The organism is Rhodococcus sp. SORGH_AS_0303, from assembly GCF_030819335.1.
Taxonomy (GTDB): domain Bacteria; phylum Actinomycetota; class Actinomycetes; order Mycobacteriales; family Mycobacteriaceae; genus Rhodococcoides.
In genome coordinates, this window is the sequence record NZ_JAUTBO010000001.1 from 3,105,059 (window position 1) to 3,128,147 (window position 23,089).

Here is a 23,089-nt window from a genome sequence, read left to right on the forward strand (position 1 = left end):
TCGCGCGGCGATCGACCCTGGACCACCCGCGTGTCCACCGCCGTCGCGTACTCGCCCTCACGTCCGACCACCACGTCCACCCCCCCAGTGGCTCGCCGCCCCGTTCGGCGAGTCGGGTCAGACCGTAGCGCCGGACGCCGACGACCGTGAGGGAAGACGACGAGGGTTGTGGACGAACCCTCGTGCCTGTGCATATCGCGAGGCGATGTCACCGAACTGACCTATAGTGCTCGCACGACCCGCGGTGCGACCGCGGGGAGAGAGTTCGGGGGGACTTTCGATGACCATCGCGCCGACCGCTGCGCCGCTGTCCACGACGCGCGAATCCGCGGTACGCCGGATCGAGCCGGCCGTGCTGCGCATCACCGTGATCACGGGGGACGTCGAGGTGGACGTCTCGGTTCCCGGCGGAGTCGCCGTCGCCGCGACGGTGCCCGCTCTGACGGCGCTGATCGACGAGCGCGCGGACTCGGATCGTTCGCCGGGCCCACGGTCGCTCTCGACGATGGTGGGAGTGCCGCTCGACGCGCGTCTCTCGTTGCTGGACAACGGTGTTCGGGACGGCGACGTGCTGGTTCTCCACCGCGGACGAGAGTCCTCACCGCCGGTCTTCGACGATCTGACGGAGGCGGTGGCCGTTCTCTGCAACGGCCACTCGTGGACCCGGTCCGACTCGGTCGTCGCAGCCACCGTCGTGTCGACGGCGGCACTGGCGACCGCGGGATGGACCGCGACGAGAACGAGCGGAGTCCCTGCGGCAGCGAGTCTCGCCGTCCTCGCGCTGCTCACCGTCGTGGCCGCGTGTGTGTGCACCGCGGCGCGCGTCCCCTCGGCCCTGAGCTTCGGTCTCAGGTCGACCGGGTGTCTCCTCGCGTTCGCCGCGGGCACGATGCTCGTTCCCGGCCAGGATGCCGCGGCCGACGCAGTGCTCGGATTCGCGCTGAGCGCGGCGGCGTCCGTCGTCACCTCGATGGTCGCCGGCCGCGAGGGACGCGCCACGTTCACCGCGGTGTCGACCGTGAGCCTCGTGGGCGCCGTCGCCGCTGCTGTCGAGGCGCTGAGTGACGTGCCCACCGTGACGATCGCGGCGGTCACCGCCGGCGTGTGCACCCTGGCGCTCACCCGCGCCCCGCGACTGTCGGCCGCACGAGCCGGAATACGCCTTCCCCCGGTACCACTCGCCGATGCCGGCGCTCGTCTCGACCACCCGGGACACGAGGGACCGCCGACGCGGCCGTCGGAAGCCGCCCTCGTCGCCGCACACGAGTCCGCTCTCGCCGACGTCGACGTCGTCGCGGAACGTGCTCGCACAGCTCAGCAGTACCTGACCGGCTACACGACGGGGTTGTCCCTGCTCGCCTCGATGGGGGCGATCGTCGTGGCCACGCACGACATCGCCGCGACCGTCGATCCGGGCAGACTCGCTGCCGCTGCCGCGATCGCCTCCGTCCTGTGCTGCCGGGGCCGCGTGGGTGTCGATCGTCTGCGCTGCGCCGTCGCTGTCACCGCGGGTGTCGCGGTCGTCCTCGTCGTCCTCGCAGTCGGTGCGTCCACACGTGCCGACCTGTGGCCGTGGTGGACCGGGGCTGCGGTGGCGGTCGGCGTCCTCGCGATCCTGATCGGTGTCGTCGCGCCGGGTCGGCGATTCTCCCCCGTCGCGCGCCGGGCGGCCGAACTGGCCGAACTGGCCGTCGTGGTCTCGATCGTTCCTCTCGTCTGTCTCGTCGTCGGGGCCTACTCGGCAGCGCGCGGCCTGTGACGGCTCAGCGACGACCAGGGGTGACCGCATGTCTCGTCGCAGCAATGGTCGTTCTGGCCCTGCCCACGGCGGGTACGGCAACCGCAGACACACCGTTGATCGATCCCGGACTGCTCCCCGAGCAGGCTGCCGCGGCCCCGTCCGAACCGACCGAGCAGCGCACCCGGTGCGCGGCCGTCTCCGAGGCGCCCGTGACGGCGGTGGTACCCGCGGCTCAGAGGACGCTCCGGTTCTCGGACGTGTGGGGCCTCACCCGAGGCGCAGGTCAGATCATCGCCGTCATCGACACCGGGGTCGCACCACATCCGCTCCTCCCGACTCTGCGAGCCGGCGGCGACTACGTCTCGACGGGCGACGGGCTCGAGGACTGCGATGCACACGGCACCGTCGTCGCCGGACTCATCGCTGCTCGGTCGGTCGCGGGATCCGGCTTCGCCGGCGGAGCGCCGGACGCCACGATCCTCTCGATTCGTCAGTCCAGTGCAGCCTTCGCCGCGACGTCCTCCGAGCGGGAGGCCGACGAGAACGGTTCCACCTCGGCGGGGTACGGCGACGTCGAGTCGATGGCTGCGGCGATCCGCACCGCTGTCGACGCGGGCGCGGACGTCGTCAACATCTCGGAGGTCGCCTGTGCGAGCGCTGGATCGTCGATGGGCGACGGCGCACTGGGAGCCGCCGTGCGGTACGCCGCGGTGGACAGGGATGCCGTGATCGTCACGGCTGCAGGGAATCTGGACGGCCGTCGGTGCCGGACGCAGAACGACCTCATCCGCGGCATCGACGGACGAGACACGGCGTTGCCGGTGACTCTCGCGTCGCCGGCGTGGTTCGACGAGTACGTCCTCACCGTGGGATCGCTGGACCCGGACGGGCGGCCGTCGTCGTTCAGCTTGAACGGGCCGTGGGTCGACGTCGCGGCTCCGGGTACCGAGGTCACGTCCCTCGGTGCCACGGGTACCGGTCTGGCCGACGGCACCCTCGACGACGAGGGGCGCCGAACAGCCTTCACGGGAACGAGTTTCGCCACACCGTTCGTCTCCGCGACGGCCGCCCTGGTGCGGGCGCGTCATCCGGAGCTGTCCGCGGCAGATGTCATCGACCGCATCGTGACGACGGCGCACTCACCGGCAGGTGACTGGGACTCGGCTGTCGGCCACGGCAGTCTGGATCCGGTGGCGGCGGTGACGGGCAGCGCGGTCGCACGGGGTGACGACGCGTCCGTGCGACTGTCCCCGCGCACGACACCGCCGGTCACCGACCGTCGCGACGCACTACTCGCCCTGGCGTCCTCCGTCGGGATCCTGCTGCTCGTGTCCGGCGCACTGGCGGTACGCGCGGTGGTCCGGCGTCAGGACCCGTCGTGACCCACACGGGCCGCATCGACGGTCAGCGCCGGACCGGTCGGCAGCAGTCCCACGACGGGCCACGGCGCCGGTGCCGGATCGCCGAGTCCGAGTGCCTCCGCGTCCTGCGTGAACGGGACGCCGAAGCGGGTTCCCGTGTCGGCGACGTAGAAGGCGGAATCGCGGCGCGGGTCGTCGGCGGCCTGCCCGGTGGTGGCGACGTACAGCCCGGACCCCGGTGCCACGAAGAAGGTGTCCAGCGCATCCCCTGCACCGTCCGCCCCGGCCAGCGTCACGGCGCGCGCGTCGGCAGTCGCACCGATCGTCATCCTCGTCTGCGCCCCGCGCCCCGTCGACTCGTCCGGCCCGACCCACTCCACGCAGGTGGCGTCGCCGCCCGTCACGATGATCGGTGGTCGCTCCGGAAACGTGTCGACCGCCAGAGGTGCAGCGGTTCTCGGAGCCCGAGCGATCACATCGGGCGGGACGGCGTCGACACCCACCCGGCCGGCCGAATCGGAGAAGCGCAGCAGCTGCGCGGTGGCCGCTCCGATCGCCTGCACGCCGTCCTGCAGAACGACGTAGTGCTCGCTGCGATCCCCGAGATCGACCGTCACCACGGATCCGACGGGCCGACCCCCGATCGGGTACGGGGCAGCAGCGCCCGACCCGATCACCGTGGGGGTCACGATCTCCGGCGCTTCGGGCACCGCGTCGAAGAGCCCCGCCGACACCGGAGTGGGTACCGCGTCCTCCAGGCCGAGGGCTCGGGTCACGGCGGTGTTCTGCAGGTCCACCCGTGCGCGCACCTGTCCGTGCACCAGGTAGTCGACGCCGTCCCGACGCCACACCAGCGCGTCGTCGGGGTCGAGTGCGCGACGCGGTGCGACGGACTGCGTCCCCACCGGTTCGACGGTCACATCGGTCGTGCCGCTGTCCGACTCCTCGCACACGGACCAGACCATCGCACCGGTCGTGACCGGAAGCGCCTGCGGCGCACCGCCGATACCGATCGCGGCGCCTCGGGCGCGTCGAGCGATCTCGTCCGGACCGACCGCGGTGGGCTCGTCCGGCCGACCGGCGAACAACCGGGCGGACGCCAGATCGGACGCGGGGTGGAGCGTGTCGTCCTCGACGACGTACAGAGCGCCGCTCTCGTCGTCCAGCACGATCACGGCATCACCGATACGTGCGGCCGGTCGGACGAAGGCGAGCGCGGCGCAACCGGCGAGGATCAGGACCGCCACGACGACGCCGACCGCGGAGGCCCGCGCCGTCGATCGCAGCGGTTCGTGCCGCATCGACGTGTCGCCCAGGACCAGTGCGTGATCGAGCCGTCTCACAGAGAACCGATGCGCACCGATCTGCCATCGCGTGGTCGGTGTTCCTGCCATCGATATCCCCTGCCCTCGGTGCCGCGGCGACGCGGCCCGGCCCCCCGCCGGACACGCCGGACCCGATGGAGGGGTCCCGCGTGAGGGCACAGTACATCGACCGCAGAGAAGGAGCCATGGTGTCCGAGACTCGCCCGGGGATGACGGCCGCACGCGACGTCGTGGTGTCGCAGGCAGTGGCGCTCGGCGTGGCCGTCGCGCTCACGACGTCGGGAGTGCCTGCGCGATGGGCGATCACGGCCGCAGTGGTCGTCGTGATCGGACTCTGCCTACCCCGGGACGGGCGTCCTGTCGTGGGTCACCTCTCGGCGTGGCCACGGCTTCTCGCGCATCGACCGGTACCCGCGCGCACGGTGCTGTCGTTCGATCGTCCCGGCGGTCCGATCGGTGTGGTGTGGAACGGATCCGACCTGACGATCGTCGCGGAACTCCACGTCGAACCGGCTGCGGCCGGATGGTCGACGGTCGGCTCACGCGGTGCGACACCCGATGCCGTGGTGCCGCTCCTCGACCTCGTCGACCGACTGTCGCAGGGCACGGACGCGCCCACCCACCTAGGTGTCACCTCCGTCGGCACGCGTCCGGCACGGGGTCGCCGCGCCGCGGACTCCTACCTGTCCATGGCCGGACCGCTCGCGTCGGTGGCGCGGCGGCAAACCTTCCTCTCCCTCTCGACCGACGTCCACGAGGGTGAGACGGCCGCGGCGCGTCGGGGCGGAACTGCTGCGGGGTCGGTGCAGATGCTCGCCACGACCATGGCCCGACTGCAGCACGTCCTGCGCACCCACGGTCTCGTGGGCAGCCTTCTCACCGCCGATCAGATCCGTGCGGCGGATCTTCTGGTGACGAGTGGGGTTCCCCTGCGTCACGTCCGTCCGCAGTGGCGCTTCGCCCGGCTCGGCGGATCGACCTGGTGCTCACGGCGGCTCGCACCGTCCGCCTGGACCGCGGCGGCGGTCGACTCGATCGGCGATCACGACGCGGACGTCACGAGTCTCGCCGTCCGGGCGGCCCTCTCGACCACCACCGAAGCGACGGCGACCTACGGCTACCTGTCGGCCGAATCGCCGCAGCGCCGATCGATCCGGGTCGCGGGATCCAGCACGCTCGACGGCCTGCATCGACAGGGCCTGGAGGACGTCCTCGTGTCGACCGCCCGGCCGGCGACGCCCACGCACCCCGTCGAGGGAGCGCAGTGGAGCACCCTCGTGCTGCCGGTCGCGGGATGCGGTCAGGTCGTCGGTGTCGACTCCGACGGAACCACCGTCACCGCACGTGTGTTCGGGAAGGACGTCGACACCGTCGACGTCCACGGCGAGCTGTACGTGGTCCACCAGATCGTCTTCCGCGCCGTGGCCGTCGGTGCGGTGGTCCTGGTGATGACCGACCGACCCCATGCATGGCGCCATCTCGCCGTCGCGGTGGCGGATTCGGGCACCCTCTCGGTGGTGACTCCCGTGTCGGACGTCGAGTCCGGCACCGCGGTGGATCTGGTGGTCGCCGATCATGCCGGAGACAGACCGACTCCGGTACCGGGAACGGTGCTGCGGGTAAACCCTGCCTCGTCGACCGGCGGGACCGACATCGTGATCGACCAGTCCCTGGACGTCACCGACGAGGTGTCCCTGACGATGGCGTCGCGGAGCATCACCCTGCGGCTCGTCACCACCGCGGCCGAGACCGAGGCCATCGGTCGACCGCGGGGTCTCCCACGACCGGGCTCAGCCGCGCGGGTAGGGCTGACCGGCGCCCTCTGACCACCACAGCAACTGATCGATCATCCGCTGTGCGCCATCGATCGCGGCACCGTCGGACGTTTCACCGTGCGCGTCGAACGCCTTCTTCACTCGGGCGAACAGCACGGCGTCGCGCACGGGGGCCATGTGCAACTCCGCGACCACCTGACGCAGCTGCTCCACGGCGCGCACTCCCCCGGCCGTGCCGCCGTAGGAGACGAAACCCACCGGCTTGCCACGCCATTCGAGCTTCACCGAGTCCAGTGCCAACTTCAGCGATGCCGGGTAACCGTGGTTGTACTCGGGAGTGACGAGCACGAAGGCATCGCAGCCGTCCACCCAGCGCATCAGCTCGTCGACACCGGGGCCACCCGAGAGATCCATCGGCAGAACGACATCCGCGAGGTCGAGTACCCGGACCTCGAATCGCCCGTCCGCCGAGGCGCGGCGCACGAACCACTGAGCCACTGTGGGGCCGACACGCCCCGTCCGGACCGAGCCGATGATCACGCCGAGAACAGGAGCCATGTCTGAAGAGGCTAGCCGCAGCAGGCACCGGGCAACGACCGCGTTGCCCGGGTCGTGCGACTGCGATCGGCCAGCTCCGTATCGGCCGGGTAGTCGACGCGCACCAGCGACAGTCCGTGAGCAGGGGCCACGGTGATCGAGCTGGACCTGGCATCGCTGGACAACAGGCCGCGTACCCACGTGAGGTCCCGGCGTCCTTCGCCCACCGCCAGCATCGCCCCGACCAGGGAACGCACCATCGACCAGCAGAACGCGTCCGCGCTCACGTGCGCGGTGAGATCGTCGCCGTCCCGCACCCAGTCGAAGCGCTGCAGCTCCCGCACGGTGGTGGCGCCGTCACGGCGCTTGCAGAACGCGACGAAATCGTGGAGGCCGACGAGAGTGGAGGACGCCTCCTGCATCGCCGCCACGTCGGGTGTGCGGGTCCACGGCACCACGAAACCCGCTCGGAGGGGCGGAGTTCCGTAGGGCGCGGTGGACAGTCGGTACTCGTAGTGCCGCCGCAGTGCGGAGAACCGGGCGTCGAAATCGTCGGACACCAACGTCACACGCAGGACGCGGACGTCCGTCGGCAGAAAACGCGCGAGTCGCCGCACCAGCAACGCCGGGTCGGGTGCGCGGTCGGGATCGCGAGGATCGATGCGGGCCAACGCGGTTCGCGGCACGTCGACGTGGGCGACCTGGCCCTCGGCGTGCACGCCGGCATCCGTCCGCCCGGCCACGGTGAGCTCGAGTGGGGTACCGAAAATGGCGGACAGTCGCTCCTCGAGCACACCGCACACGGTCCGTTGGTCGCGCTGTCGAGCCCAGCCGGCGAAGGCAGTGCCGTCGTAGGCGACATCGAGACGCAAACGGGCGAGCCCGCCACCCCCGGAAGGGGTGACGGGCTCGCCCAGAGAGTCCGAGGACACTCTTACTTCTTGTCTGCCTCATCGGCGTTGGCCGCGTGAGCGTCCTCTGCCTCGACACCCTCGATGACGGCGTCTGCATTCTCGACCTGAGCGTCGGTTGCCTCGGCCTCGACGGCCTCGACGACGTTCTGATCGGATGCAGCCTCGTCAGCGGCGGTCTCGTCGTTCGTGGCGGCAGGCGCGGCCTGCGATGCTTGGACACGACGAGCACGGTCCGCCTCGTTGGACACCGTCTGCTCGCGAACGAGCTCGATGATGGCCTGAGGAGCGTTGTCACCCTTGCGGGGGACGGTCTTGATGATGCGGGTGTAGCCGCCTGCGCGCTCGGCGAAGTGCGGGCCGATCTCTGCGAACAGAGTGTGAACGACGTCCTTGTTGCGGATGTCCTTCATGACCTCACGACGGTGAGCCAGCGAGCCGGCCTTCGCGTGCGTGATGATCTTCTCGGCGTAGGGGCGGAGGCGCTTGGCCTTCGACTCCGTGGTGGTGATCCGTCCGTGCTCGAACAGCGCCGTCGCCAGGTTGGCGAGAATCGCCTTCTGGTGCGACGCCGATCCGCCGAGACGGCGACCCTTGGTGGGCTTGGGCATGTCAATCTCTCCTGATCAAGAGCTCGGGACGCGAGTGCGTCAGAGCTGTTCGGTCTCGGCGTAGTCCTGCTCGGCGCCGTCGGCATCGCTCACGGCGGTGTCGGTGTCGCTCCAGGTACCGGTGGCGGCGTCGTATCCGGCGACAGTGCTCGGATCGAACGTCGCGGGGCTGTCCTTGAGCGAGAGGCCGAGCGAGTGCAGCTTGACCTTGACCTCGTCGATGGACTTCTGTCCGAAGTTACGGATGTCCAGCAGATCCGACTCGGTACGGCCGACCAGCTCGCCGACGGTGTGAACACCCTCGCGCTTGAGGCAGTTGTAGGACCGGACGGTGAGGTCCAGATCCTCGATCGGCAGACCGAAGGATGCGATGTGATCGGCCTCGGCGGGCGAGGGTCCGATCTCGATGCCTTCTGCTTCGACGTTGAGCTCACGGGCAAGCCCGAACAGCTCGACCAGGGTCTTGCCCGCCGAGGCGAGCGCGTCCCGCGCGGTGATGGAGTTCTTGGTCTCCACGTCGAGAACGAGCCGATCGAAGTCGGTGCGCTGCTCGACGCGGGTGGCCTCCACCTTGTAGGTCACCTTCAGCACGGGCGAGTAGATCGAGTCGACCGGGATACGGCCGATCTCGGCGCCCGACGCCTTGTTCTGAACAGCCGGAACGTATCCGCGGCCACGCTCGACGACGAGCTCGATCTCGAGCTTGCCCTTGTCGTTCAGGGTCGCGATGTGCAGATCCGGGTTGTTCACGGTGACGCCGGCCGGAGGAACGATGTCGCCTGCAGTGACAGTGCCGGGGCCCTGCTTGCGGACGTACATGGTGACCGGCTCGTCCTCTTCCGAGGACACGACGAGACCCTTGAGGTTCAGGATGATGTCGGTGACATCCTCCTTCACGCCGGGGACCGTGGTGAATTCGTGCAGAACGCCGTCGATACGGATGCTGGTGACAGCAGCGCCGGGGATCGACGAGAGAAGCGTGCGGCGAAGCGAGTTGCCGAGGGTGTACCCGAAGCCAGGCTCGAGGGGCTCGATGACGAACTTCGAGCGGTTGTCAGCGATGACCTCTTCGGTCAGCGTGGGTCGCTGAGAAATGAGCATTGATGTCCTCCTGGGAAGAGCGTCCGCTATTTGACGCTCGGGATGTGGCCTACGGCCCCGTGCGCCTTGTGCGTATCCGGAGATACGCAAAAGGCGCACGGGGCGCGAAGCGCCCTACTTCGAGTAGTACTCGACGATGAGCTGCTCGGTCAGCGGGATGTCGATCTGCGAACGCTCCGGCTCCTGGTGGACCAGGATGCGGAGACGGTTCGGAACGACCTGCAGCCAACCGGCAACGGGACGATCGCCGTAGGTCTCACGGGCGATCTGGAAAGGCAGCGTGCTCAGCGACTTCTCGCGGACGTCGATGATGTCGTACTGCGAGACGCGGTAGCTGGGGATGTCGACCTTCTTGTTGTTGACCAAGAAGTGGCCGTGCGTGACCAACTGGCGTGCCTGACGACGCGTGCGAGCGAGGCCCGCACGGTAGACGACGTTGTCGAGACGCGTCTCGAGGATGCGGAGCAGGTTCTCACCCGTCTTGCCCTTGAGGCGGTTCGCTTCCTTGTAGTACAGCGAGAACTGCTTCTCCATGACGCCGTAGGTGAAGCGTGCCTTCTGCTTCTCCTGCAGCTGGAGCAGGTACTCGCTCTCCTTGATACGCGCGCGGCCGTGCTGGCCGGGCGGGTACGGGCGACGCTCGAAGGCCTGGTCGCCTCCGACGAGGTCGACGCGCAGTCGACGCGACTTGCGGGTGATGGGTCCGGTATAACGAGCCATGTTCTGTTACTTCCTTCCCGCTAGACGCGACGGCGCTTGGGCGGACGGCAGCCGTTGTGCGGCTGGGGGGTGACATCGGAGATGGTGCCGACCTCGAGGCCTGCCGCCTGGAGCGAACGGATCGCGGTCTCGCGGCCGGAGCCGGGACCCTTCACGAAGACGTCGACCTTCTTGACGCCGTGCTCCTGCGCCTTGCGCGCGGCACTCTCGGCAGCGAGCTGAGCGGCGAACGGAGTCGACTTGCGCGAGCCCTTGAAGCCCACGTGGCCCGAGGACGCCCACGAGATGACGTTGCCCGACGGGTCGGTGATCGACACGATCGTGTTGTTGAACGTGCTCTTGATGTGAGCGCTGCCGTGCGGGACGTTCTTCTTGTCCCTGCGGCGCGTCTTCTGGGTCTTCTTCGGACCGGAGGTGCGTGACTTCGGGGGCATTACTTCGCCTTCTTCTTGCCGGCAATGGTGCGCTTCGGTCCCTTACGGGTGCGCGCATTGGTCTTCGTGCGCTGTCCACGGACGGGCAGACCACGACGGTGGCGAAGGCCCTGGTAGCAGCCGATCTCGATCTTGCGACGGATGTCGGCCTGCACCTCGCGGCGCAGGTCGCCCTCGACCTTGAGCGACTCCTCGATGTACTCGCGGAGCTTGGTCAGGTCCTCGTCGGTGAGGTCCTTGCTCCGGAGATCGGGGCTGACGCCCGTGGCGGAGAGAATCTCCTGCGAACGGGTACGGCCGATGCCGTAGATGTAGGTGAGTGCGATCTCCATGCGCTTCTCGCGCGGAAGATCCACACCGGCTAGACGTGCCATGTGGCGTTTTCCTTCATTCGTGCGGAGGTCTGCTCCCAGTCCGTCCCCATACATGTGGTGCTCGGGGCCCCGGCCTCCGCGGCCGGGGGTGTACTACCCGCGTGTGGGCAGCTGGTGCTGGGAGGTCTTCTTCTGGCATGTGGAGCCAAGTAGATCTTCGAGAGGGGGGTTGATCAGCCCTGACGCTGCTTGTGGCGCAGGTTGTCGCAGATCACCATGACCCGGCCGTTACGGCGGATCACTTTGCACTTCTCGCAGATCGGCTTGACGCTCGGCTTGACCTTCACGTCTTTTCGATCTCCTGGTCGCGTCCGAGGATCACGCGCGAACGCGTCGAACCTCGGACATGGTTGATCCCCGGCTCGCGAGGAACCGGGGACTCTTGACTACTTGTAGCGGTAGACGATCCGCCCGCGTGTCAGGTCGTAAGGAGACAGCTCGACCACGACGCGATCCTCGGGGAGGATGCGGATGTAGTGCTGCCGCATCTTGCCGCTGATGTGAGCGAGCACCTTGTGACCGTTCTCCAGCTCGATGCGAAACATCGCATTGGGCAGGGGTTCGACTACTCGGCCCTCGACCTCGATTGCGCCGTCCTTCTTTGCCATATCCTCCGCGATCCTGGTTTGCACACCTGATTGACGTCTCGTAACCACACTTCGTGCAGGCACGCGTGAACGCACCGACGTTCCATGTTACCTGGTCGGAGCGAGCAGGCCAAACCAGCCGTCCACAGGCGCGGAGCACCCTCAGCCCGAATGGCCCCGATAGGTGCCGAAGGACCAGTGCACTCCCTCGGGATCGAGGCAGGTGAAACCCTGGCCGCCGTAGTCCTCGTCGCGCAGGGGTTCCACGATACGGGCGCCGGCCTCGCGCGCGCGATCGTGCAGTCGCGTCAGTTCGTCCTGTCCCACGGCAACGTAGACGGCGCCGACTCCGGGCGGCAGGCCCGCGATGGTGCTGTCCGGTCGCGCCGAGCCGAGCATGACTGCTCCGCCGCCGGGGCGGACGAGCTCGGCGTGGTCGACGCGCTCCCCCTCGCCGTACACGGCGGCCTCGGTGAAGCCGAGGACGTCGACGATAAAGGCGATCGCGGCACGCGCGTCGTCGTAGCGGAGTGCGGGCCAGACGACGGTCGGGGTGGTCTCGGTGTGCTGTGTCTCGGTCATGCCGTCGATCCTGTCGCCGCGGAGGTGCGCTCGTCTTGTACGGATGCGAACACCTCGTTCGCACGCCACACCGAGGGCGCCGATCCCGCCAGCGCGCGCCAGTCCCGTGCCATGTGTGCCTGGTCGAAGTAGCCGCAGACCGACGCCACCTCGGCGAGCCGGGGCGGTTCGGCCACCCGCAGCATCGCGTGCGCTCGGGCGAACCGCCCCAGCCGGACCGCGTCCCGCGGCGTGACGGCGTACTCGAAGGCGAACGCGGTCTCGAGGCGTCGACGGCTCCATCCGACCTCCGCGGCGACCTGCTCCACCGACATCGCGGTGGGACCGGTGGTCCGCGCCCACGCCCGCTCCAGCCGGGCATCCGGTTGCGGGGCCCGGCCCAGTCGCGCGCACAGCGTGCGGTCCAGCAGCGCGAATGCCTCACGCCATCCGGTCGCTGCGTGCACGCCGTCGAGAAGCCGAGCGGCATCGCGCCCGAGCAGGTCCTCCAACGGCACGATGTACTGGCGCAACTCGGCGGGCGGGACGTGGAGCAGCGCGCGGCACCCCGCCGGCGTCACCGTGATCTGGACACCGTGCTGCTCGCCGTCGTGCTCGATCACGACGGGTTCGGTCCCCAGACCCGACGCGAGGGCACCGAACTCCCCCGGCCGCTGATCCGCCATCGCGGTGCGGGAGATCGTGAGCGGTGGCCCGATCGGCAGAATGATCGTCAGGTCGACGGACGGCATGCCGACGTGCGAGCCCGGCGCGAAGCCGGAGAGGCGGTACCCCTCGTAGCGACGCACGAGGCCGCGGAGTGGCCGCGACGGCACCGCGGTCGCGCCGTCCGACACGGCTGTCATGGGCACACGGTAGAACGGTACGAGCGAGGCCGCACGGCATTCGTGCACACGCTGCGGACGAGGAGGACCGATCGATGGCCGAGGATCCAGGACGCGTCGAGAAGGCGTTGGTGTCGATCCTCGACAACGGGAGCCGACTGCAGGGCCCCGCCGTCGAGAAGTACGTCTGGCGAATTCGCCGCGCGCATCCCACCGAGCCGCCGGCGCAGATCATCGGTCGCCTGGAGAAGACGTTCCTGAACGCCGTGACGGGAAGCGGCGGGGCTGCCGGGGCCACCGCCGCGGTGCCCGGCATCGGCACCGTCGCGTCGGTCGCTGCCGTCGGCACCGAGACGGCCTTCTTCGTCGAGGCCTCCGCACTGCTCACCCTGTCGGTGGCCGCTGTTCACGGCATCGCCGTGCACGACCACGAACAGCGGCGTGCGCTGGTGCTGGCGGTCGCTCTCGGTGAGTCCGGCCGGGAGATCGTCGGCAGGACACTGGGCCGCGGCAACGTCGGCCGCGTGCTCACCGCCGGGATCCCCGGCGCGAACCTCGGCAGTCTGAACAAGCGGCTCGTCCGCAAGTTCGTCGCCAAGTACGCCGCGAAGCGAGGGGCGGTCATGCTCGGCACGCTGCTGCCCGCGGGCATCGGAGCCGTCATCGGCGGAGCCGGCAACCGCGCCTTGGGCAAAGGCGTCGTCACCAATGCACGCGACGCCTTCGGGCCGCCGCCGGCGCGGTGGCAGGACGCACCGGGCGTCGTCGAGCCGGACGCCTGACGCGTGCACGTCACCACCGAGACGAGCCCCGGACACGCGCTCGAGGCGCGTGACCTCACCAAGACGTACGGAACCGCGGTCGCCGCCGCGCGGATCGGGTTCGTCGTACCGCGCGGATCGGTGACCGGGTTGTTCGGACCCGTCGGTTCCGGCACGTCGACCACGCTGCGAATGCTCCTCGGGCTCGTACAGCCCGACGAGGGTGCGGCGCTGGTGGAGGGCCTGCCGTACGCGGCACTCGTCGAGCCGGGCCGCGCCGTCGGTGCCGTGCTCGGCGGCGGCGGCGCGCACCCCCGCCGCACGGCGCGCGCACACCTGCGCACTCTCGCGCCCGTCCTCGGTGTCGCCGACTCCCGTGTGGAGGAGGTGCTCGCACTCGTCGGTCTGCACGACGTCGCCGGTCGCCGCGTCGGCGAGTTCTCTCTCGGGATGCGGCAGCGCCTCGCGCTCGCGGCGGCACTGCTCGGCACACCTCGCATCCTCGTGCTGGACGAGCCGACCGACGGTCTCGACCCCGGCGGCATCGTGTGGCTCCGCGACTTCCTGCGCGGATTCGCTCGTGCGGGCGGCTCCGTTCTGGTGTCCGGCCACGTCGTTCGCGAGCTCGAGGCGGTCGTCGACCACGTCGTGATCCTCGACCGCGGCTCGGTCGTCTTCCACGGCAGTATCGGTGAGCTCCGCGGTACCCGTCCCGCCCGAATCCTGGTGCACAGTTCGAACCCCGCCGCCCTGGCACTGGGCCTCGCCGCGTCCGGCCACACCGACGCCGTGCTGGGTCCCGACGGCCGACTCGTGGTCACCGGTGTCGGCGAGGCCGTGATCCGGTCGACGGCGCACGCGTCCGGGGTGACCGTCCACGGAACCGTGGTGTCCGCCGTGGACCTCGAGCAGATCTACCTGTCCCTCACGACCCCAGTCGGTCCGCATCCCGCCCTCACCGGAGCTCGGCGATGAGCCCCACGGCAGGCGGTCTGCTCCGAGCGGAGATCCGCCGGGTCGGATCGTTGCGGTCGTGGTGGGCACTGGGTCTACCGCCCGTGCTGATCGGCGGATTCGCCAGCGCCGTGTACGCCGCCATCGCGTCGTCGGACGCGCTCACCGGCGTCGACGACGCCAATCGCGTCGCCGCTCTCATCGGGTTGTACGTCACCGTGGGCGTGTCGGTGCTGTTCGCCGCCGTGTTCGGCGCGGTGCACGCCGCGACCGACCTGCGCCACGGCGCCGCGTCCACGACCTTCCTCGCCGCGCCGCGTCGCGGTCAGGTGGTGGCCGCCAGGATTCTCGTCTCGGCCGCCGTCGGTGCCGCGTACGCCGTGGTGTCCGTCCTCGTCAGCGTGGCGTCGCTCGCACTGTTCGGGGGCAACACAGTGGTGGACGACGGACTGGTGATCGCGGTCTGTCTTCTCGGCATCGTCGTCTCCGCGCTGTGGTGTGTCCTCGGCTGCGGCCTCGGGCTGCTCACCGGCTCCCCTGCCATCGCGGCGATCGTCGTGGTCGCGTGGCTACCGATCGGAGAGCTCGTCGTGATCGCGGTGCTCAGCGGCATCGGCGCGGAGGCGGTCGCCGCCCTGCTCCCCGGAGCCACCACCGTCGCGATCATGGCAGCGGACAAGGGGACGGACGGCGACATGCTGCTTCCGTTCTCCGCTGCCGTCATCGGACTGCTGCTGTGGACCATCGGCATCGCCGGAGCCGGGTGGCTGCGCACCACTCGCCGAGACGTGACGTGAGCACTCCCGATTCGCGAGGGTGGATCCGCAGGCTGGCGTCGGACTGCTTCGCTCATCGCCGCGTCGCGGTGGGCGCACTCGCGGTGACCTTCGTGGCCGCTGCCATCGACATCATGTTCCCCCTCCTCACCCGCGCCGCCGTCGACGGCGCGTCGGCCAGCCGCACCGACCACATCGCCACCATCGCCGCGGCCATCGCGGGACTGGCCGTCGTCCGCTTCGCGTGCCAGTTCGGGCGGCGCCTCCTCGCCGGCGCCCTGTCCATCGACGTGCAACACGGACTACGCCAGCGCCTGCTCGCGTCGCTGCACCGCCTCGACGGCGAGCGGCAGGACGAGGTGCAGGTCGGTCAGGTGGTGTCGCGCTCGATCACCGACCTGCAGCTGGTGCAGGGTCTGCTCGCCATGGTCCCGTTGTCGGCGGGCGCCCTGCTGCAGTTCGTCCTGGCTCTCGGCGTGATGGCGTATCTGTCGCCGCTGCTCACCCTGGTGGCGCTCGCCGTCGTACCGGCCATCAGCGTGCTGGTGGTCCGCATGCGCCCCACGCTGTACGCGGCCACCTGGTCGGCCCAGCAGCAGGCCGCGGAACTGGCCGGGCACGTGGAGGAGACGGTCACCGGTGTGCGCGTGGTCAAGGGCTTCGGCCAGGAATCGCGTGCCGTGGACACGCTGGAGCGCATCGGCCGGCGGCTGTACGCCGAGCGCCTGCGCGCCGCCGTCGTGAACTCCCGATTCGCCCCCGGCATAGCGGCGCTGCCGCAGCTCGGTCTGGTGGGTGTGGTGGCCCTGGGTGGGTGGTCGGCTCTGTCCGGTTCCATCACCGTCGGCACGTTCCTGGCCTTCGCGAGTTACGTCGCCACGATGGCCGCCGTGACCCGGACACTGACGTCCGTCGTGGTCATGGCCCAGCTGTCCCGTGCCGCGGTCGAACGGGTGTACGGCGTCATCGACACCCGGCCGGCGCACGAGGAACCCGAGAATCCGGTACCGATCCCGGACGGACCACTGGGCCTGCGTCTGCGCGACGTCCGATTCGGTTTCGACCCCGACGCCCCCGTGCTGGACGGACTGGACCTCACGGTCGCGCCGGGCGAGACGGTGGCGGTGGTGGGCCCCTCCGGCAGCGGCAAGTCGACCCTGTCCATGCTGCTGCCGCGGTTCTACCGACCGTCGTCGGGCAGCATCGTGCTCACGTCCGAGAACGGCGACGTCGACATCGCCGACCTGTCCGCCGACGACCTCCGCGCGGCGGTGTCGGTCGCGTTCGACGATCCGTTCCTGTTCTCCTCCAGCGTCGCGCGCAACATCGCCCTCGGTGCCCCCGACGCGTCGGAGGCGAGTGTCCGCGACGCGGCCACGCGCGCCATGGCCGACGACTTCGTCCGCGACCTGTCCGACGGTTACGACACCACGGTGGGTGAGCGCGGGCTCTCGCTGTCCGGTGGCCAACGCCAACGCATCGCGCTCGCGCGGGTCCTGCTGTCCTCCCCGCGCGTCCTGGTCCTCGACGACGCCACCTCGGCCGTCGATGCCCGCACGGAGGCAGCGATCTTCGACCGGCTGCGTTCCGGTCCACGCCGGACGACGGTGGTGCTCGCGCACCGCCGGTCGACGCTCGCGCTGGCCGATCGCGTCGCCGTCCTGGACCGGGGGCGCATCGTCGACATCGGCACCGAGGCCGAACTCGACGAGCGTTGCCCCCTGTTCCGCGCGCTGATGTCCGGCGCAGGCGAGAAGTCCGAGCCGGCGCAGGACGACGTGTCCGCCGACTCGCTGTGGCCGGACGACGGCGACTCCACCGAGTTCGCGTCCTCACCCGCCTCCCGCGCGAGCGCGGACGGCGCGGCTGCCGGCGGCCCTCCCGGCCCGGGCGGTCACATGGCGTCGTCACTCGGCGGCGCCGTGCCCACCGAGGCCATGACCGAGATCCTGACCCGACTCGCCCCGGCCGACGAGGACCCGCGCGTCGACACCGCGACGGCTCGGCGGGACGAGTCGACGTTCACCCTGCGGCGCACCCTCGCCCCCGTCGCCGGACTGCTCGCGGTGGTCATGGTCTGCCTGGCGTTCGACTCGGCCGTCACCATCGCCTTCCCGTCGATCGTGCGGTTCGCCGTCGACCACGGTGTCGCCGAGAGGTCCACCGGAATCCTCGCGGCGGTGTCGGGCATCGCGCTGGCGCTGGTGATCGTCGACTGGCTCGTGGTCCGCACCATGACGGTGGTGACCGCGCGGGCCGGTGAGCGCGTGCTCTTCGGGCTCCGCGTCCGCAGCTACGCGCACCTGCAGCGTCTCGGCCTCGACTACTACGAGCGAGAACTGTCCGGCCGGATCATGACCCGCATGACGACCGACGTGGACGCGTTGTCGGCGTTCATGCAGACGGGTCTCTCGACGGCCGTCGTCAGCCTCCTGACGATCGTCGGCGTGTCGGCCGCCTTGATCCTCACCGACGGCGTCCTCGCCGCGGTGGCCCTGTCGGTCGTCCCGATCCTGGTGGTGGCGACGCTGGTGTTCCGCCGCATCTCCGCTCGCGCGTACTCGACGTCACGCGAGCGCATCTCGGCCGTCAACGCGGAGTTCCAGGAGAACGTCACCGGACTACGGGTCACGCAGGCGTACCGGCATCAGACGGCTGCGGCACGCTCGTTCCTCGCCCGCTCCGAGTCGTACCGCCGCAGCCGGATGCGGTCGCAACGGGCCATCTCGGTGTTCTTCCCGTTCATCGCGTTCCTGTCGGACCTCGCCCTCGCCGCCGTGGTCCTCGTCGGTGCGTACCGCGTGGCCGACGGGCGCACCTCGGCCGGCGCCCTCGTCGCCTTCGTGCTGTACCTGGGTCTGCTCTTCGGCCCCATCCAACAGTTGTCCCAGGTGTTCGACGGCTATCAGCAGGCGTCCGTGGGTCTCACTCGCATCGGTGACCTGTTGCGCACCCGCAGCTCGATCGAGCAGGCCGGGTCGTCGACGCCGGTCTCGGTCCCACCGCGACTGCGCGGCGACATCGCGCTGAAGGACGTCACCTTCCGCTACGCCGGGGCTCCGCGGGATGCGCTGACGTCGGTCGACCTGCACGTTCCGGCGGGATCGACGGTGGCACTGGTGGGTCGCACCGGCGCCGGCAAGTCGACCATCGTGAAGTTGATGGCGCGGTTCTACGACCCGACCACCGGGGACGTCGTCGTGGACGACGTGCCCGTGCGGTCGTACCCGCTCGGCGACTACCGCCGACGTCTGGGAGTCGTTCCGCAGGAGGCGCATCTCTTCAGCGGCACCATCGCTTCCAACATCGCTTTCGGGCGTCCGGACGCGACGCGCGCCGACATCGAGAGCGCGGCCCGCGCCGTGGGGGCACTGCCCGCCATCGCCACACTCCCTCTCGGCATGGCGACGCCCGTCGGAGAACGTGGCCGCGGCCTCGCGGCGGGAACCCGGCAGTTACTGGCGCTGGCGCGCGCCGAGCTGGTCGATCCCGACATCCTGTTGCTCGACGAGGCGACGGCGACCCTGGACCCGGCGACGGAACGAGCCGTCCTGGACGCCGGCCGCACCGTGACCACCCGTCGGACATCGGTGATCGTGGCGCACCGCCTCGCGACCGCCGCGCGGGCCGATCTCGTCGTGGTGGTCGACGACGGGCGCATCGTGGAGAGCGGAACCCACGAGAACCTGGTGCGCTCGGACGGTTTCTACGCCGAACTCTGGGAAACCACCGAGGGACGTACCACGGCTGCGAGTGGCGCGGGTCACGCACCCGGCGACGGCACGACCACGCCACACACCGGTGAAGCCGATCACAAGGGTGATCCGGACACACGGCCGCGGACCGAAAGGTCTAACCTTGATCGTGCCGTGCGCTGAGCGAGAACGAAGAAGGAAACGAGGCGAACACCTGCCGTGAGCAGCAGCTCTACAACACAGTTCGGACAGAATCAGTGGTTGGTCGACGAAATGTACCAGCGTTTCAAGACCGATCCGTCGTCGGTCGACGAGAGCTGGCACGAGTTCCTCGCCGACTACACGCCCGAGCAGAACGGTAGCGGCGATCCCGCCACCGACACCGAGACCACCACAGCCGCACCCGCTTCCGCGAAGGCAGCTGCGCCGAAGGCGGACAAGCCTGCTGCGCCGAAGGCGGAGAAGCCTGCCGCGCCGAAGGCCGACAAGCCGGCCGCCGCGAAGACCGACAAGCCGGCACCGAAGGCGGAGACCAAGCCCGTGACCACAGCTGCCCCCGCGAAGTCGACCGCCGCCGCCGGGCCGGCAGAGAAGAAGTTCGCGGCCGTGCCGCCCGCACAGCCGGAGTCGGACGCGCCGAAGGAGGACACGACCAAGGTGCTCCGCGGCGCCTCGGCCGCGGTCGCCAAGAACATGGCCGCCTCGTTGCAGATCCCGACGGCCACCAGCGTGCGCGCCATCCCCGCGAAGCTGATGATCGACAACCGTCTCGTGATCAACAACCACCTCGCGCGCACCCGCGGTGGCAAGATCTCGTTCACTCACCTGCTCGGCTACGCCATCGTGCAGGCGGTCAAGTCGTTCCCCAACATGAACCGGCACTTCGCCGAGATCGACGGCAAGCCCAACGCGGTCACCCCCGCGCACACCAACCTCGGCCTCGCCATCGACCTGCCGGGCAAGGACGGTTCGCGGTCACTCGTCGTCGCCGCGATCAAGGGGTGCGAGGAGTTCACGTTCAACCAGTTCCACACTGCCTACGAGGACATCGTCCGTCGTGCGCGCGACGGCAAGCTCACCGCCGCCGACTTCAGCGGCGTCACGATCTCGCTGACCAACCCGGGCACCATCGGCACCGTGCACTCGGTTCCACGTCTGATGAACGGTCAGGGCACCATCATCGGCGCCGGCGCCATGGAGTACCCCGCAGAGTTCCAGGGCTCCAGCGAGGAGCGCATCGCCGAGATGGGCGTCGGCAAGCTGATGACGCTCACCTCGACGTACGACCACCGCCTCATCCAGGGCGCGGAGTCGGGCGACTTCCTTCGCACGATCCACAACCTGCTGATCAGCGACGAGTTCTACGACCAGATCTTCCACGGTCTGGCCATCCCCTACGAGCCGATCCGCTGGCGTCGCGACCTGCCCACCGGCGGCGTCGACAAGAACACGCGCGTCCTCGAGCTCATCGCGGCCTACCGGAACCGTGGCCACCTCATGGCCGACACGGATCCGTTGATGTTCACCAAGGACAAGTTCCGGATGCACCCGGACCTCGACGTGATCAGCCACGACCTGACGTTGTGGGACCTCGACCGCGAGTTCCAGGTCGGCGGCTTCCACGGCCAGGACAAGATGAAGCTGCGCGACGTGCTCAGCGTGCTGCGCGACTCCTACTGCCGTCACGCCGCCATCGAGTACACGCACATCCTCGAGACCGACCAGGTGGCGTGGCTCCAGGAGCGCGTCGAGGCCAAGCACGTCAAGCCGACGGTCGCCCAGCAGAAGTACATCCTCAGCAAGCTCAACGCGGCCGAGGCGTTCGAGACGTTCCTGCAGACGAAGTACGTCGGACAGAAGCGCTTCTCGCTCGAGGGCGCGGAGTCCGTCATCCCGATGATGGACTCGGTCATCGACCAGTCCGCCGAGCACGCCCTCGACGAGGTCGTCATCGGCATGCCGCACCGTGGACGCCTGAACGTGCTCGCCAACATCGTCGGCAAGCCGTACTCGAAGATCTTCACCGAGTTCGAGGGCAACATGAACCCGGCCGCCGCACACGGGTCGGGCGACGTGAAGTACCACCTCGGTGCCGAGGGCAACTACATCCAGATGTTCGGCGAGAACGACATCAAGGTGTCGCTCACGGCCAACCCCTCGCACCTCGAGGCGGTCGACCCGGTCCTCGAGGGCCTGGTCCGCGCCAAGCAGGACATGCTGAACAAGGGCGACTCGTCCGACGGCTTCTCCGTCCTGCCGCTCATGCTGCACGGCGACGCGGCCTTCGCGGGCCAGGGCGTGGTGGCGGAGACGCTGAACCTCGCGATGCTGCGCGGGTACCGCACCGGCGGCACCGTGCACATCGTCGTCAACAACCAGGTCGGCTTCACGACGGCGCCGGAGCACTCGCGCTCCAGCGAGTACTGCACCGACGTCGCGAAGATGATCGGCGCACCGATCTTCCACGTGAACGGCGACGACCCGGAGGCGTGCGCCTGGGTGGCTCGACTGGCGGTCGACTTCCGTCAGAAGTTCCACAAGGACGTCGTCATCGACATGATCTGCTACCGCCGTCGCGGCCACAACGAGGGTGACGATCCCTCGATGACGCAGCCGGCGATGTACGACGTGATCGACACCAAGCGCAGCGTCCGCAAGAGCTACACCGAGTCGCTCATCGGTCGTGGCGACATCAGCCTCAAGGAGGCCGAGGACGCACTCCGCGACTACCAGGGCCAGCTCGAACGCGTCTTCAACGAGGTGCGCGAACTCGAGAAGTACACCCCGGAGCCGAGCGAGTCCGTCGAGCTCGACCAGCAGCTGCCCGCCAAGCTCACCACCGCGGTCGACAAGTCGGTTCTGCACCGTATCGGCGACGCGTTCGTCAACGTCCCGGACGGTTTCACCGTGCACCCGCGCGTGCAGCCCGTCCTCGACAAGCGTCGCGAGATGGCCTACGAGGGCAAGGTCGACTGGGCGTTCGGCGAGCTGCTCGCACTCGGCACGCTGATCGACGAGGGCAAGCTCGTGCGCATGTCCGGGCAGGACACCCGTCGCGGCACGTTCACGCAGCGGCACTCGGTCATCATCGATCGCAAGACCGGTGAGGAGTACACGCCGCTGCACAACCTCGGCAGCGACGATCCGGGCAAGTTCCTGGTCTACGACTCCGCGCTGAGCGAGTACGCGGCGGTCGGCTTCGAGTACGGCTACTCCGTGGGCAACCCGGACGCGCTGGTGCTGTGGGAGGCGCAGTTCGGCGACTTCGTCAACGGTGCCCAGTCCATCATCGACGAGTTCATCTCGTCCGGTGAGGCCAAGTGGGGACAGCTCTCCGACGTCGTGTTGCTGCTGCCGCACGGCCACGAGGGCCAGGGCCCCGACCACACCTCGGGACGCATCGAGCGGTTCCTGCAGCTGTGCGCCGAGGGATCGATGACGGTCGCGGTGCCGTCCACGCCGGCGAACTACTTCCACCTGCTGCGTCGTCACGCACGTGACGGCATCCAGCGGCCCCTGGTCGTGTTCACCCCGAAGTCGATGCTGCGCAACAAGGCTGCGGTCAGCAACATCGAGGACTTCACCGACGGCAAGTTCCACTCCGTCTTCGACGAGCCCACCTACGACTCGGGCGACGGTGACCGCAAGAAGGTCGAGCGGGTGCTCATGGTCAGCGGCAAGCTGTACTACGAGCTGCTCGCCTTCAAGCAGAAGAACAAGCGGGACGACGTCGCCATCGTGCGGGTCGAGCAGCTCTACCCGATCCCGAGCCGCCGCATCGCGGAGGCGCTGGACGGCTACCCCAACGCCACCGAGTACCGGTGGGTCCAGGAGGAGCCGGCCAACCAGGGTGCGTGGCCGACGTTCGGTCTCGCGTTCCCGGAGCTGCTGCCCGAGCGTCTGTCCGGCATCAAGCGCGTCTCGCGGCGTCCGATGTCCGCACCGTCGTCGGGTTCGAGCAAGGTCCACGCGGTCGAGCAGGCCGAGATCATCGACACGGCCTTCAACGGGTGACCGTTC

Annotated in this window: 20 protein-coding genes; 8 read left to right on the plus strand and 12 right to left on the minus strand. The window is 69.3% G+C overall.

The features are described 5' to 3' along the window. Window positions 1-280 precede the first annotated feature (280 nt). Both eccD and mycP read left to right on the plus strand, forming a co-directional pair. Window positions 281-1,759 (plus strand): type VII secretion integral membrane protein EccD, encoded by a 1,479-nt coding sequence (gene eccD / locus QE449_RS14530; RefSeq protein ID WP_222627346.1) that lies wholly within the window; start codon window positions 281-283, stop codon window positions 1,757-1,759. 44 nt (window positions 1,760-1,803) lie between these two features. After that, entirely contained in the window at window positions 1,804-3,123 is a 1,320-nt protein-coding gene (mycP, locus tag QE449_RS14535; protein ID WP_307109030.1) for a type VII secretion-associated serine protease mycosin, read from the plus strand. Here the strand turns inward: mycP and eccB are convergent. Then, window positions 3,108-4,496: a type VII secretion protein EccB gene (gene eccB / locus QE449_RS14540; RefSeq protein WP_307109031.1), complete on the minus strand. Its 1,389-nt coding sequence runs from the start codon at window positions 4,494-4,496 to the stop codon at window positions 3,108-3,110. The two genes, mycP and eccB, sit on opposite strands and share 16 nt — an antisense overlap. 116 nt (window positions 4,497-4,612) lie before the next feature. Between eccB and QE449_RS14545 the strand changes: the two genes are divergently transcribed. Then, on the plus strand, window positions 4,613-6,253 hold the full coding sequence (locus QE449_RS14545) for a type VII secretion protein EccE (protein ID WP_307109032.1): 1,641 nt from the start codon (window positions 4,613-4,615) through the stop codon (window positions 6,251-6,253). Here QE449_RS14545 and QE449_RS14550 read toward each other — a convergent pair. From QE449_RS14550 to QE449_RS14600, 11 genes are all read right to left on the minus strand, one after another. Next, complete coding sequence (locus QE449_RS14550) at window positions 6,218-6,760, minus strand: NADPH-dependent FMN reductase (protein ID WP_307109033.1); 543 nt, start codon at window positions 6,758-6,760, stop codon at window positions 6,218-6,220. The two genes, QE449_RS14545 and QE449_RS14550, sit on opposite strands and share 36 nt — an antisense overlap. 11 nt (window positions 6,761-6,771) lie before the next feature. Further along, window positions 6,772-7,611 (minus strand): tRNA pseudouridine(38-40) synthase TruA, encoded by an 840-nt coding sequence (truA, locus tag QE449_RS14555; RefSeq protein ID WP_307109731.1) that lies wholly within the window; start codon window positions 7,609-7,611, stop codon window positions 6,772-6,774. Window positions 7,612-7,673: 62 nt separating this feature from the next. Further along, window positions 7,674-8,261 (minus strand): 50S ribosomal protein L17, encoded by a 588-nt coding sequence (rplQ, locus tag QE449_RS14560; protein WP_027503821.1) that lies wholly within the window; start codon window positions 8,259-8,261, stop codon window positions 7,674-7,676. Window positions 8,262-8,300: 39 nt separating this feature from the next. After that, entirely contained in the window at window positions 8,301-9,362 is a 1,062-nt protein-coding gene (locus QE449_RS14565) for a DNA-directed RNA polymerase subunit alpha (protein ID WP_027503822.1), read from the minus strand. Between the two features lie 114 nt (window positions 9,363-9,476). Then, entirely contained in the window at window positions 9,477-10,082 is a 606-nt protein-coding gene (gene rpsD / locus QE449_RS14570) for a 30S ribosomal protein S4 (protein WP_027503823.1), read from the minus strand. Between the two features lie 20 nt (window positions 10,083-10,102). Then, window positions 10,103-10,516: a 30S ribosomal protein S11 gene (gene rpsK, locus QE449_RS14575; RefSeq protein WP_027503824.1), complete on the minus strand. Its 414-nt coding sequence runs from the start codon at window positions 10,514-10,516 to the stop codon at window positions 10,103-10,105. After that, a complete protein-coding gene (gene rpsM, locus QE449_RS14580; RefSeq protein WP_027503825.1) occupies window positions 10,516-10,890 on the minus strand; it encodes a 30S ribosomal protein S13 in 375 nt (124 codons plus the stop codon). Before rpsM ends, rpsK begins: the two co-directional genes overlap by 1 nt. 173 nt (window positions 10,891-11,063) lie before the next feature. Next, window positions 11,064-11,177 carry a 50S ribosomal protein L36 gene (gene rpmJ / locus QE449_RS14585; protein WP_009679193.1) on the minus strand — a complete coding sequence of 38 codons (114 nt, stop codon included), beginning with the start codon at window positions 11,175-11,177 and terminating at the stop codon, window positions 11,064-11,066. Between the two features lie 99 nt (window positions 11,178-11,276). After that, entirely contained in the window at window positions 11,277-11,498 is a 222-nt protein-coding gene (gene infA / locus QE449_RS14590) for a translation initiation factor IF-1 (protein WP_005140011.1), read from the minus strand. A gap of 141 nt (window positions 11,499-11,639) precedes the next feature. Next, window positions 11,640-12,059, minus strand: a complete 420-nt coding sequence (locus QE449_RS14595) for a glyoxalase/bleomycin resistance/extradiol dioxygenase family protein (protein WP_056442557.1) — start codon at window positions 12,057-12,059, stop codon at window positions 11,640-11,642. Next, on the minus strand, window positions 12,056-12,904 hold the full coding sequence (locus tag QE449_RS14600) for an AraC family transcriptional regulator (RefSeq protein ID WP_307109034.1): 849 nt from the start codon (window positions 12,902-12,904) through the stop codon (window positions 12,056-12,058). Before QE449_RS14600 ends, QE449_RS14595 begins: the two co-directional genes overlap by 4 nt. Before the next feature lie 74 nt (window positions 12,905-12,978). Here QE449_RS14600 and QE449_RS14605 point away from each other — a divergent pair, with 74 nt between their 5' ends. Genes QE449_RS14605 through QE449_RS14625 form a run of 5 tightly spaced genes read left to right on the plus strand, consistent with a single transcriptional unit; the run spans window position 12,979 to window position 23,083 of the window. Further along, on the plus strand, window positions 12,979-13,665 hold the full coding sequence (locus tag QE449_RS14605; protein ID WP_222638143.1) for a hypothetical protein: 687 nt from the start codon (window positions 12,979-12,981) through the stop codon (window positions 13,663-13,665). A 3-nt stretch (window positions 13,666-13,668) separates the two neighbouring features. Further along, complete coding sequence (locus QE449_RS14610) at window positions 13,669-14,619, plus strand: ATP-binding cassette domain-containing protein (RefSeq protein ID WP_222627359.1); 951 nt, start codon at window positions 13,669-13,671, stop codon at window positions 14,617-14,619. Continuing rightward, a complete protein-coding gene (locus QE449_RS14615; protein WP_037183839.1) occupies window positions 14,616-15,395 on the plus strand; it encodes an ABC transporter permease in 780 nt (259 codons plus the stop codon). The genes QE449_RS14610 and QE449_RS14615 overlap by 4 nt, the downstream gene beginning before the upstream one ends. Further along, a complete protein-coding gene (locus tag QE449_RS14620; RefSeq protein ID WP_307109035.1) occupies window positions 15,392-19,252 on the plus strand; it encodes an ABC transporter ATP-binding protein in 3,861 nt (1,286 codons plus the stop codon). The genes QE449_RS14615 and QE449_RS14620 overlap by 4 nt, the downstream gene beginning before the upstream one ends. A 36-nt stretch (window positions 19,253-19,288) precedes the next feature. Further along, window positions 19,289-23,083, plus strand: coding sequence for a multifunctional oxoglutarate decarboxylase/oxoglutarate dehydrogenase thiamine pyrophosphate-binding subunit/dihydrolipoyllysine-residue succinyltransferase subunit (locus QE449_RS14625; protein ID WP_307109036.1), 3,795 nt, complete (start codon window positions 19,289-19,291; stop codon window positions 23,081-23,083). Window positions 23,084-23,089 lie beyond the last annotated feature (6 nt).